This is a genomic window from Thiobacillus sp., assembly GCF_024708915.1.
This window is the reverse complement of the sequence record NZ_JANJXQ010000023.1, coordinates 1-10,976: the sequence shown is the minus strand read 5'-3', so window position 1 is coordinate 10,976 and position 10,976 is coordinate 1. Positions and strand designations below refer to the sequence as shown.

At 65.1% G+C, this 10,976-nt stretch carries 11 protein-coding genes and 1 tRNA gene; 5 read left to right on the top strand and 7 right to left on the bottom strand.

From position 1 onward, the window contains the following. A partial coding sequence (locus Q0L94_RS01810) for an MgtC/SapB family protein (protein WP_296749541.1) occupies positions 1 to 416 on the bottom strand: 416 nt, incomplete at its 3' end. A gap of 41 nt (positions 417 to 457) precedes the next feature. On the opposite strand from Q0L94_RS01810, the gene ispD reads away from it, so the two are divergent. From ispD to Q0L94_RS01790, 4 genes are all read left to right on the top strand, one after another. Then, positions 458 to 1,150 (top strand): 2-C-methyl-D-erythritol 4-phosphate cytidylyltransferase, encoded by a 693-nt coding sequence (ispD, locus tag Q0L94_RS01805; RefSeq protein WP_296749539.1) that lies wholly within the window; start codon positions 458 to 460, stop codon positions 1,148 to 1,150. Then, positions 1,143 to 1,625: a 2-C-methyl-D-erythritol 2,4-cyclodiphosphate synthase gene (gene ispF / locus Q0L94_RS01800; RefSeq protein ID WP_296749538.1), complete on the top strand. Its 483-nt coding sequence runs from the start codon at positions 1,143 to 1,145 to the stop codon at positions 1,623 to 1,625. The genes ispD and ispF overlap by 8 nt, the downstream gene beginning before the upstream one ends. Continuing rightward, positions 1,618 to 2,199: an RNA 2',3'-cyclic phosphodiesterase gene (thpR, locus tag Q0L94_RS01795; RefSeq protein WP_296749536.1), complete on the top strand. Its 582-nt coding sequence runs from the start codon at positions 1,618 to 1,620 to the stop codon at positions 2,197 to 2,199. Before ispF ends, thpR begins: the two co-directional genes overlap by 8 nt. A 242-nt stretch (positions 2,200 to 2,441) precedes the next feature. Beyond that, a tRNA-Val gene (locus tag Q0L94_RS01790) sits at positions 2,442 to 2,518 on the top strand. Between the two features lie 231 nt (positions 2,519 to 2,749). On the opposite strand, the gene mnhG is transcribed toward Q0L94_RS01790, so the two are convergent. The 6 genes from mnhG to Q0L94_RS01760 are packed head-to-tail and all read right to left on the bottom strand — an operon-like array spanning position 2,750 to position 8,724. Then, complete coding sequence (mnhG, locus tag Q0L94_RS01785) at positions 2,750 to 3,061, bottom strand: monovalent cation/H(+) antiporter subunit G (protein WP_296749534.1); 312 nt, start codon at positions 3,059 to 3,061, stop codon at positions 2,750 to 2,752. Continuing rightward, a complete protein-coding gene (locus tag Q0L94_RS01780; protein WP_296749532.1) occupies positions 3,058 to 3,339 on the bottom strand; it encodes a K+/H+ antiporter subunit F in 282 nt (93 codons plus the stop codon). Before Q0L94_RS01780 ends, mnhG begins: the two co-directional genes overlap by 4 nt. Continuing rightward, a complete protein-coding gene (locus Q0L94_RS01775) occupies positions 3,336 to 3,824 on the bottom strand; it encodes a Na+/H+ antiporter subunit E (protein ID WP_296749530.1) in 489 nt (162 codons plus the stop codon). The genes Q0L94_RS01780 and Q0L94_RS01775 overlap by 4 nt, the downstream gene beginning before the upstream one ends. Then, positions 3,821 to 5,440 carry a monovalent cation/H+ antiporter subunit D gene (locus Q0L94_RS01770; RefSeq protein WP_296749528.1) on the bottom strand — a complete coding sequence of 540 codons (1,620 nt, stop codon included), beginning with the start codon at positions 5,438 to 5,440 and terminating at the stop codon, positions 3,821 to 3,823. The genes Q0L94_RS01775 and Q0L94_RS01770 overlap by 4 nt, the downstream gene beginning before the upstream one ends. A 42-nt stretch (positions 5,441 to 5,482) precedes the next feature. Continuing rightward, a complete protein-coding gene (locus tag Q0L94_RS01765; RefSeq protein WP_296749526.1) occupies positions 5,483 to 5,830 on the bottom strand; it encodes a Na+/H+ antiporter subunit C in 348 nt (115 codons plus the stop codon). After that, complete coding sequence (locus Q0L94_RS01760) at positions 5,830 to 8,724, bottom strand: monovalent cation/H+ antiporter subunit A (RefSeq protein ID WP_296749525.1); 2,895 nt, start codon at positions 8,722 to 8,724, stop codon at positions 5,830 to 5,832. The genes Q0L94_RS01765 and Q0L94_RS01760 overlap by 1 nt, the downstream gene beginning before the upstream one ends. Before the next feature lie 460 nt (positions 8,725 to 9,184). Here Q0L94_RS01760 and thrS point away from each other — a divergent pair. Then, positions 9,185 to 10,976, top strand: a 1,792-nt coding sequence (thrS, locus tag Q0L94_RS01755) for a threonine--tRNA ligase (protein WP_296749523.1), incomplete at its 3' end; no start/stop codon positions are given.

Below are 10,976 nucleotides of genomic sequence, written 5' to 3'. Positions count from 1 at the left end.
CGTTGGCTCAGTTGCTTGAGCTCGGCCTTGAAATAGAGCAGCACGGTGGTCGTGATGGCCAGCATGACGGCCAGCGTCGCGTAGCCGAACCAGACTGCCGCACCGAGGCCGTAGGTCACGACGACAGCCGCTTCCGACGTGAAGCCGCGGTATTGCTCCTCCTGCTGCGACGAGAAATTGGAGGCGATCATCGCCCCGGCAATGACCAGCAGGCCAACGGCGAGCAGCCAGGTGCTACCGGAGCGCTCGTCGAGCAGGGCGAACAGGCAGCCGAGCATGGCGACCAGCGAGAAGGTGCGCAGGCCGGCCGCCGAGTCGGGCCGCCGCTCGCGTTCCATGCCGAACAGCAGCCCGATGCCCAGGGCCGTGGCGAAGGCCTTGACCGGTTCAACCAGTTCGGGAACCACGAAGCTCATGCGCCTCCTCAGTTTTAATCGTTCTTCAGTAAAATTAAGCCATGCCACGCCATTTCGCAATCGTTCCCGCTGCCGGCAGCGGTTCCCGCTTCGGCGCCGAGAAGCCCAAGCAGTATCTCGACCTCCTCGGGCGGCCGCTGATCTTCCATACCCTCAAGGCGCTGACCGCCTGTCCGGACATCGAACGGGTATGGGTCGTGCTGGCGCCGGATGACCCATGGTGGCCGCGCACCGACTGGAGCGAACTGGGCGCCAAGCTGGAAACCGTGCGTTGCGGTGGCGCGACGCGGGCGGAGAGCGTCAGCAACGGTTTGCAGGCCGCGGCGATGGTCGCGGCCGACGATGACTGGGTTCTGGTGCATGACGCCGCGCGGCCCTGCCTGTCGCCGGCCATGCTCGATGCGCTGTTTGCCGATCTGGCGAATGACCCGGTCGGCGGCATCCTCGCCGTGCCGGTCGCCGACACCCTGAAGCGGGCCGATGCCGAACAGCGCGTCGCGGCCACCGAGCCGCGTGACGGGCTGTGGCAGGCGCAGACCCCGCAGATGTTCCGCCATGGCATACTGATCCGCGCGCTGCGCGCGGCCGGCAGCGACACGACCGACGAGGCTTCGGCCATCGAGCAACTGGGCCTGCAGCCGCGGCTGGTCGAGTCGGATAGCCGCAACCTCAAGGTCACGTATCCGCAGGACCTGGAGCTGGCAGGCTTGATTCTGAGGAAGCTGCATGAGTGAGATTCGAGTGGGGCACGGTTTCGACGTGCACGCTTTCGCCGCCAACCGCAAGCTCGTCATCGGCGGCGTCGACATTCCCCATGACCGGGGACTGGCCGGCCATTCCGACGCCGACGTGCTGCTGCACGCGATCAGCGATGCGCTGCTGGGTGCGGCCGGGCTGGGCGATATCGGCCGCCATTTCCCGGATACCGACGCCGCGTTTGCCGGCATCGACAGCCGCATCCTGCTGCGCCGCGTCGTCGAACAATTGCGCGAGCGCGGCTGGCGCGTCGGCAACGTCGACGCCACCGTCATCGCGCAGGCGCCGAGAATGGCACCGTACATCGCGCGGATGACGGCGCACATCGCCGACGACCTCGGCATCGCCATCGACCGCGTCAACGTCAAGGCCACCACCACCGAAAAACTCGGCTTTACCGGACGCGGCGAAGGCATCGCTGCCGAGGCGGTGTGCCTGATCGGGCGTGACTGAACCCGGCCCGGCCGCAGCAGCCAAGCCCGGCCTGAATCAACCACGTCCGGACAAGCCGGACACGCTGCGGCTGTTTTTCGCGCTGTGGCCGGATGACACCACCCGCGACGCGCTCAACCGCACCGGCAAATGGCTGCACCAGCACTGGGGCGGCCGACGCATGCATGCGGACACCCTGCATCTCACCCTGGCGTTTCTCGGCAGCACGCCGGCCGGACAGCTTGACGACCTGGCCGCCTGCGCCGATACCGTCCGCGCCGACGCCTTCGAGCTAGCCCTCGACCGCCCCGGTTACTGGCGGCACAACCGCATCGGCTGGCTGGGCGCGAGCCGGACGCCGCCGCAATACGCCGAACTGGCCAGCGCCTTGAATGCTGCCCTGCAGGCTGCCGGCTATTCCATCGACGCCCGCCCGCAGGTACCGCATGTCACCCTGCTGCGCAACACGGCGGGCGGCGAACCGCCGGCGTGTGTGCCGGTATGCTGGTCTGTTGGCGATTTCGTGCTGGCGGCCTCGCGCACCGAAGCCGAGGGCGCGCGGTACGAGGTGATCCGGCGGTGGCGCCTGACATGAAATGCCAAGAGGGGAAAGACGGCTTCGTATAACTGTCGGCAATATATCAATGTCCTGTCGCCCGCGCTGATCCTGTCGGGGATCGGGGGCACGCAGCGTTGCTGGCCAGGATTGGCGGCCCCTTGCAATCAGGCCCCTTCAGCGCCAGGATGTTTCGGGGCCGAGGCCATGAAAATAACGCGAAAAAAAGCCGTTCCGGCTCGACACGCGCGTGGCGTTTCGGTTATGATTCGCCCCGCATTAGGCGCGTAGCTCAGCTGGTTAGAGCACCACCTTGACATGGTGGGGGTCGTTGGTTCGAGTCCAATCGCGCCTACCAACGGTAGCTAAAACAGGACGGGCTTTTGCCCGTTTTGTCTTTTCTGCGCGGCACGTTTTCGACGTATCCGCTTCATTCTCTCCAGTTTGTTCTCGTAGCCGGAACCTGGCATGCCGGCCGGCATGGAATTCGGTCGGGAACGCCCCGCTCGTTTAAACCAACCGTTGCGTGCCGCTTCTGCGGCAGTCTTTGCGCGGACCGCGGCCGCCTCGCGGCACGGCTGCCTGCACCTCAGTCGCGGCCGCGGAAGACGGCTGCGCGCATCAGCAGCATTGCGGTGACCGGCGATGTCAGGAGGATGAATACGGTAATGAGGACTTCGTGGATCACCGGGCGCTGGGCCAGTGCGGAAGACACCAGGATCGAAGCCAGCAATACGCAGCCGGCGCCCAGCGTGTTGCCCATGGTCGGGGCGTGGATCCTGGCATAGAAGGTGTCGAGGCGGAGCAGGCCGAGGGAGCCGACCAGGGTCAGCAGGCCGCCGCAGATCAGGAGCAGCGCCGCCGGCAGGGCAAACCACGGCGAAATGTCGATGGTCATCATGGTTCGATCACCTCGCCGCGCAGGAGGAATTTGGCCATCGCGGTCGAAGCGACGAAGCCGAACAGGGCGATCAGCAGGGCAATGTCGAAATAGACGGCAGAGCCGATGCCCATTCCCAGCATCAATATCGTGAGCATGCCGTTGATGTACAGGGTATCGAGGGCCAGCACCCGGTCCTGGGCGGAGGGCCCCCGCAGCAGGCGCAGCAGGGCGAACAGCATGGCGACGGAAAAACAGGTCAGAGCGAAGTAAATCGATCCGGAGAGAATGGCGTTCATTCGAATATCTCCATCAGGGGACGTTCATAGCGTTGCTTGATGGTGCGCACCCAGGCGGCTTCATCCTGCAAGTCGAGGACATGCAGCGTCAGGACGTTGCTGTCCGCATCGTGCCCGGCCCAGACCGTGCCCGGCGTGGCGGTGACGATGATGGTCAGCATCGCCAGCCCGTGAGGGTCGCGCATGTCGAGGGGAATCTTCATGAAGCCGACCCGGGGCTGGCGCCGGGAGGCCCCGAGAATGATGCTGCCGACCGCCAGGTTGGAACGGATGATGTCGTGCAGCACGTGGAAGATCAGACCGATGGCCAGGTGCAGGCGATGGGGCCAGGCCGGGAGAGGGCGCAGCGGGGCGACGGCAAACGTGACGAGCAGGGCGAGCAGGATGCCGAGGACGATCTGCCCCGCCGACAGGCTGTCGTTGAGCAACAGCCACACCACGACCAGGACGATCGGCAGCAGCGGCAACAGGGGTTTGCGCTTCATTCGCCCGATCCTCTGGCATAGGCCGGCAACACCGCATCGATGTAGGCGGCGGAATTGTGCAGCGACTCGGCCGTGACCCTGAAGTAGTCCATGGCAGGCCCGGCACCCAGCGCAAGGATGGCGCAGAGGATGATCAGGCCGGCCACCGGACCGGCCTCGACCCAGAGCAGGCGCGGCGTGCTGCGTTCGCCGCTCCAGAATACGCGGATGCCCAGCCGCGACAGGCTGATCACCCCTGCCAGGCCCGACAGCAGCAGGGCCGCGATAAACAGCCAGGAAGGCAGGGGGTTGCTGCTCGCCGCCTCGTCAATGGCTGCAGCGAGCAGGGAGAACTTGGCGACGAAGCCCGACAGGGGAGGGAGCCCGGTCAGCAGCAGCGCGCAGGAAACGAACGTCAGCCCGAGAAACGCCATCGCTGCCGGTATCGGCAGACCGACCGTTTCGTCGGGGTGTTCCGTATCGCTGGCGGTATCCTGCAAGCCGAAAGCCTCGAAGCTGATGGCGAGCAGGTCGGCCGCGTAGGCCCGGTTGCGCTGCACCATCTCGATCACCATGAAAAATGCGCCGCTGCCCAGCACCGAACTGACCAGGTAGAACAGGGCCGGGCCGGTCAGGGCGCTGCCGTGGAAACCAATGGCCGCGAGCAGGGTGCCGGACGAGACGATCACCAGAAATCCTGCCAGCCGCTCCAGCCGCTGGGTGGCGAGAATCCCGAGACTGCCGATGGCGATGGTCGCCAAGCCGCCATAAAAGAGCCATTCGCCCCCGAAGGGCGCAGGGGAACCGGCTGCATGCAGCAGGGTTTCGAGGCGCAACAAGGCATAGACTCCCACCTTGGTCAGAATCGCGAATATCCCGGCCACCGGTGCCGATGCCGCAGCATAGGTCGTCGGCAGCCAGAAGTTGAGCGGCCAGGCGCCGGCCTTGACCAGGAATACGATGCCGAGCAGTGCGGCGCCGATGTCGAACAGGGTGCGGTCGTCGGGGCTGAGGGTCGGCACGCGCAAGGCCAGCTCGGCCATGTTGAGCGTGCCTGTCACGCCATAAATGAGGGCCGCCGCCACCAGAAACAGCAGGGAGGCGGCCAGATTGACCGCGATGTAGTGCAGCCCGGCCTTGACCCGCGCCACCCCCGAACCATGCAGCGCCAGGCCGTAGGAAGACACCAGCAAGACCTCGAAGAACACGAACAGGTTGAACAGATCGCCGGTGAGAAAAGCGCCGTTCAGCCCCATCAGCAGGAACTGGAACAGGGGCAGGTAATGCACCCCCGCCCGCTCCCAGCGCGCCAGCGAGTAGATCAGGGCGGCCGATCCGAGCGTTGCCGTCAGCGTCAGCATGATGGCCGCCAGGCGGTCCACCACCAGCACGATGCCGAACGGCGCCGCCCAGTTGCCGAGCGAATAGACGGCGATCTCGCCGCTCCACGGAGCGGGCAGGCGCGCGTCGGTCATGCCCAGCAAGGTCAGCGCCAGCAACAGTTGGGCGAGCGTGGCGAGCAGCGCAATCGTGGCGCGCAGACGGTGCCGGGTTTCGCTGATCAGCAGCAGCAAGGCGCCCGTCAGCAGGGGAAGCACGACCGGCAGGATGGGCAGGTGTTGTTGCCAGCTACCCATGTGGCGCTCCGGGGGCTGACGGCGGCGAAAGGCGGGTCGGCATCATTCTTTTTCGGTTTCCTGGCCGTCGACGTGGTCGGTGCCGTTCAAGCCGCGCGAAGCGAGCATGACGACGAGGAACAGCGCAGTGGTGGCGAAGCCGATGACGATAGCGGTCAACACCAGGGCCTGCGGCACCGGGTCGGTATACAGATCGGGGTTGCTGCCGCGGAGCGGGTCGATCACCGGGACGGCGCCGACGCGCAGCCGGCCCATGCCGAAGATGAACAGGTTGACTGCGTAAGCGAGCAGCGACAGGCCGATGATGACCTGGAAGGTACGCGGGCGCAGCAGCAGCCACACGCCCGAACCGGCCATGACGCCGATGGCGAGGGCAAAAACGATTTCCATCAGGTTCTTCCTCCGATGCCGGCCTTGCGGTGATGGCGGCGCAGCGACTGGTGGGCGATGACCACCAGCATCAGCACCGTCGCGCCTACCACCAGCATGTAAACGCCCAGATCGAAGAGCAGCACGCTCGACAGGTGCAGTTCGCCGAGCAGCGGCAATTCGCCGTGCCAGGCAAGGCTGGTGAGGAAAGGATAGCCGTACAGCCACGCGCCGGCGCCGGCCGCGGCCGCGCTGAGCAGGCCGAGCGCGATCCATACCATGGGATGGATGCGCAGGCGCGACTCCACCCACACCGTGCCGCCGACGAGGTATTGCAGGATGATGGCGGTGGCCAGCACGAGTCCGCCGACGAAGCCGCCGCCCGGCGCATTGTGGCCGCGCAGCAGGAAGAATAGTGAGACCAGCATCGCCAGCGGCAGCAGCAGGCGCACGAGCACCGCCGGCAGCATCAGATAGCCGCTCGGCAGCAAGGCATCGGGGTCGGGCACGCGGTTTTCCTCGATGCCGTCCGCCGCATTCTGCTCACGCTGCTGGCGCGGCAGGGGGATGCTCTCCGGCGCCGGGCGGAAGCGGCGCAGCAGGGCGAATACGGTCAGCGCGACCACGGCGAGCACGGTGATTTCGCCCAGGGTGTCGAAGCCGCGGAAATCGACCAGGATCACGTTGACCACGTTGAGGCCGCCGCCTAGGGGCAAGGCCTGCGTGATGAAGAAGGGCGAAATGCCATCGATGTCGGGGCGGGTCAGGATGGCGTAGGCCAGCGCTGCAAGACCGAGGCCGCCGGCGGCGGCGATCAGCAGATCGCGCAGGCGCCGCAGGCGCACCCGGGCCGTCTCGGGCCGCCCCTGGGCGAAGCGTGCATCGCGGCGCGGCAGCCAGCGCAGGCCGAGCAGGATCAGCACGGCGGTGACCACTTCGACAGTGAGTTGGGTGAGCGCCAGATCGGGCGCGGAGAACCAGACGAAAGTCAGGCTGGTCGCCAGCCCGGCGCCGCCCGACAGGACCAGCGCGGCAAAGCGGTGATGCTTGGCCTGCCAGGCGGCGGCCAGCGCGCAGGCGGCGCCGACTATCCAGAGCAGCGCGAAGGCCGGGTGGAGGGGCGTTGTTTCCCGCGTGCCCCAGGAACTGCCTGTATTGAGCAGGGCCAGCAGTGCGCCGCCCAGGGCAACCAGAATGAGCACCAGCAGTTGCATCTGCAGGCGCGGCGAAAACAGCCAGCGCATGGCCTGTTCGGCACCCGACATCAGCATCGTCTGCAGCCAGTCGTAGATGCGTTTGCCGTCGATGCGTTCGAGTAGCGGCACATCCGTTCCGGTGCGCCAGAGAAAGGCACGGTAGAGCGCGATACCGCCGATGAACGCGGCGGCACTCATCAGCAGCGGCAGATTGAGGCCATGCCAGACAGCCAGGCTGTAGGCGGGCGCGTCGCTGCCGAGAATCGAGTCGGTCGCCGTTTGCAGATAGGGACCGACGGTGATGCCGGGGAACATCCCGACCAGTATGCAGGCCAGCACCAGCAGCGCGCTCGGCAACAGCATCCAGCGCGTCGGTTCATGGGGGGCGCGTGGCAGGTCGTCGGTCGGCGGGCCGAAGAAGACCTGATGGATGAAGCGCAGCGAATAGGCGACGCTGAACATGCTCGCCAGCGTCGCCGCCAGCGGCAGGCCGATGCGTTGCCAGTCGGGACGGTCGAGGAAGATGGTCTCGGCAAAGAACATTTCTTTCGACAGAAAGCCGTTGAGCAGGGGCACGCCCGCCATCGCCGCGGCCGCCACCATGGCCAGCGTCGCGGTGATCGGCATCGCCCGATACAGGCCTGAAAGCCGCTGCATGTTGCGCGTGCCGGTTTCATGGTCGACGATGCCCGCCGCCATGAACAGCGAAGCCTTGAAGGTGGCGTGATTGACGATGTGGAAAACCGCCGCCACCAGCGCCAGCGGACTGTTCATTCCCAGCAGCAGCGTAATGAGGCCGAGATGGCTGATGGTGGAGTAGGCGAGCACGCCCTTCATGTCCTGCTGGAACAGGGCCAGGTAGGCGCCGATCAGCAGCGAACACAGGCCGGCGCCGCCGACGATCCAGAACCACAAATCGGTGCCTGCCAGCACCGGCCAGAACCGGGCCAGCAAAAACACGCCGGCCTTCACCATGGTGGCGGAATGCAGATAGGCCGAAACCGGCGTCGGCGCCGCCATGGCATGGGGCAGCCAGAAGTGGAAAGGAAACTGGGCGCTCTTGGTCAGTGCGCCGAGCGCGATCAGGATCAGCGTCAGCGGATACCAGGGATGGTTTTGGATCGTCTCCGCCGCAGCCAGAACCGCATCCAGGTCATAGCTGCCGGCGATGTGCCCGAGCAGCAGCATGCCGCCGAGCAGCGCCAGCCCGCCCGCGCCGGTAACGATAAGTGCCATGCGCGCGCCGCGGCGCGCATCCACGCGGTGATGCCAGTAGGCGATGAGCATGAACGAAGCGAGGCTGGTCAACTCCCAGAACATGGCAATCTGGATCAGGTTGCCCGACAGCACCACCCCGAGCATCGCTCCCATGAATGCCAGAAAGAAGGAGAAGAAACGGGGCACCGGATCGTCCGGCGACATGTAGTAGCGCGCATAGACCACCACCAGTGCGCCGATCACCGTGATCAGCATGGCGAACAGCCAGGCGTAGCCATCCATGCGCAGGGAGAAGTCCAGCCCCAGACCGGGCGCCCAGGGAATGGTCGTGCGGATGACGCCTTCGGCGACGACTTGCGGATACAAGCTTGCCGCCAGGACTGCAGCCGCAAGCGCGACGATGCCGGCCAGCCACGCTTCGGCATTGCGGGCATTGGACGGCAGGAAGGCAGCACACAGGCTGCCAACGAACGGAAGAAGAAGAATCAGGAGCAATGACATGCTTTATTTACAATTGTTCGGCACGTCTCTGGGCATCTTGTCGAATCTCGATTTTACGGAAAAGGCTGCAGCGGTTTCCACAAACAAAAGGCCGTCTCCCGGGAAACCGGCCCGTTGCGGCGCTTGAATTTTCGTTTGGCGTGTTCGAAACGGTGATCGAAACCCGGCGTATTTTAGCACCAGAGCTTGCCCGATCCGGGGCCGTTGCCGCATCTCCGGCGCGCGGGCAAGGATGCGCACGGCATGGGCCGCATCCTTGCGCATGGCGTCGATGGACTAGCGATCTGCGAGGATGCTAAAATTATTCGCGTAGTTCACGGTTTATGTCTTGGGCCGTGCGCTGGCGCGCCGACCCTGGATAAACCCGGCGCATCGCTGTTCGCAGTGTGCCTGCAGTCTTTAATCAGCAACATCCGAAAGCGCGGCCGGTCCGCGTTTTTTTGTTTCCGGAGTTCGTAATATGGTCAATGTCACGCTTCCCGACGGTTCCGTCAGACAGTTCGATGCGCCGGTCACGGTGGCGCAGGTCGCGTCCAGCATCGGGGCCGGCCTTGCCAAGGCGGCGCTCGCCGGGCGGGTCGATGGCCGGCTGGTCGACACCAGCCACCTCATCGATGCGGACGCGCAGCTCGCCATCGTCACCGACAAGGACGCCGACGGCCTCGACATGATCCGCCATTCCACCGCGCATTTGCTGGCGTACGCGGTGAAGTCGCTGTTCCCCGACGCGCAGGTGACCATCGGCCCGGTGATCGAGGATGGCTTCTACTACGATTTCGCGTACAAGCGCCCGTTCACGCCGGAAGACCTGACGGCGATCGAGAAGAAGATGGCCGAACTGGCAAAGCGGGACATCCCGGTCGAACGCAGCGTGATGCCGCGCGACGAAGCGGTGGCCTTCTTCCGCAGCATGGGCGAGCTGTACAAGGCCGAGATCATCGCGTCGATCCCCACCAATGAGAATATCTCGCTCTACCGCGAGGGCGATTTCATCGACCTTTGCCGCGGCCCGCATGTGCCGTCGACCGGCAAGCTCAGGCACTTCAAGCTGATGAAGCTGGCCGGCGCCTACTGGCGTGGGGATTCGAAGAACGAGATGCTGCAGCGCGTGTACGGCACGGCGTGGGCGAAGAAGGACGATCTCGACGCCTATCTGCACCGCCTGGAAGAAGCCGAGAAGCGCGACCATCGCAGGCTCGCGAAGCAGCTCGACCTGCTGCACATGCAGGACGAGGCGCCGGGCATGGTGTTCTGGCATCCCAAGGGCTGGATCGTGTGGCAGCAGATCGAGCAGTACATGCGGCAGAAGTTCGTCGAATACGGCTACCAGGAAGTGCGCACGCCCGCGATGATGGATCGCGGTATGTGGGAGAAGTCCGGCCACTGGGAAAACTACCACGACAACATGTTCACCACCGCATCGGAAAACCGCGACTACGCGGTGAAACCGATGAACTGTCCCGGCCATGTGCAAATATTCAACAGCGGCCTGCATTCCTACCGCGACCTGCCGCTCAGGCTGGCCGAGTTCGGCTCGTGCCACCGCAACGAGCCTTCGGGCGCGCTGCACGGCATCATGCGGGTGCGCGGTTTTACCCAGGACGATGCCCATATCTTCTGCACCGAGGACCAGATCGAGCAGGAAGTGGCCGACTTCATCGTCATGCTGCAGAAGGTCTACGCCGACTTCGGCTTCAGCGACGTGCTGGTGAAGCTGTCGACCCGGCCGGACAAGCGTGTCGGCTCGGACGAGTCATGGGACAAGGCGGAAACCGCGCTGGCTGCGGCGCTGGAAAAGAACCGGCTGGCGTTCGATCTGCAGCCGGGCGAGGGCGCGTTTTACGGCCCCAAGATCGAGTTTACGCTGAAGGATTCGCTCGGCCGTCTGTGGCAGTGCGGCACCATCCAACTCGACTTCAACCTGCCGGTGCGCCTCGGGGCCGAGTTCGTCGACGAGGACAACAGCCGCAAGCCGCCGGTGATGCTGCATCGCGCGATCCTTGGCTCGATGGAGCGCTTCATCGGCATCCTGATCGAGCACCATGCCGGCAACTTCCCGCTGTGGCTGGCGCCGGTGCAGGTGATGGTGATGAACATCAGCGAGCGTCAGACTGAATATGTGCAAAAAGTCACCCAGGCGCTGCGCGAGGCGGGTATCCGTGCGGTGTCGGACTTGAGTAATAACAAGATTACTTATAAAATCCGCGAACATAGCTTGCAGAAGCTGCCTTATCAGGTGGTCGTTGGCGACA

Coding starts and splice junctions, on each gene's coding strand:
- ispD (WP_296749539.1), top strand. CDS start 458: ATGCCACGCCATTTCGCAATCGTTCCCGCTGCCGGCAGCGGTTCCCGC.
- ispF (WP_296749538.1), top strand. CDS start 1,143: ATGAGTGAGATTCGAGTGGGGCACGGTTTCGACGTGCACGCTTTCGCC.
- mnhG (WP_296749534.1), bottom strand. CDS start 3,061: ATGATGACCATCGACATTTCGCCGTGGTTTGCCCTGCCGGCGGCGCTG.
- Q0L94_RS01780 (WP_296749532.1), bottom strand. CDS start 3,339: ATGAACGCCATTCTCTCCGGATCGATTTACTTCGCTCTGACCTGTTTT.
- Q0L94_RS01775 (WP_296749530.1), bottom strand. CDS start 3,824: ATGAAGCGCAAACCCCTGTTGCCGCTGCTGCCGATCGTCCTGGTCGTG.
- Q0L94_RS01770 (WP_296749528.1), bottom strand. CDS start 5,440: ATGGGTAGCTGGCAACAACACCTGCCCATCCTGCCGGTCGTGCTTCCC.
- Q0L94_RS01765 (WP_296749526.1), bottom strand. CDS start 5,830: ATGGAAATCGTTTTTGCCCTCGCCATCGGCGTCATGGCCGGTTCGGGC.
- Q0L94_RS01760 (WP_296749525.1), bottom strand. CDS start 8,724: ATGTCATTGCTCCTGATTCTTCTTCTTCCGTTCGTTGGCAGCCTGTGT.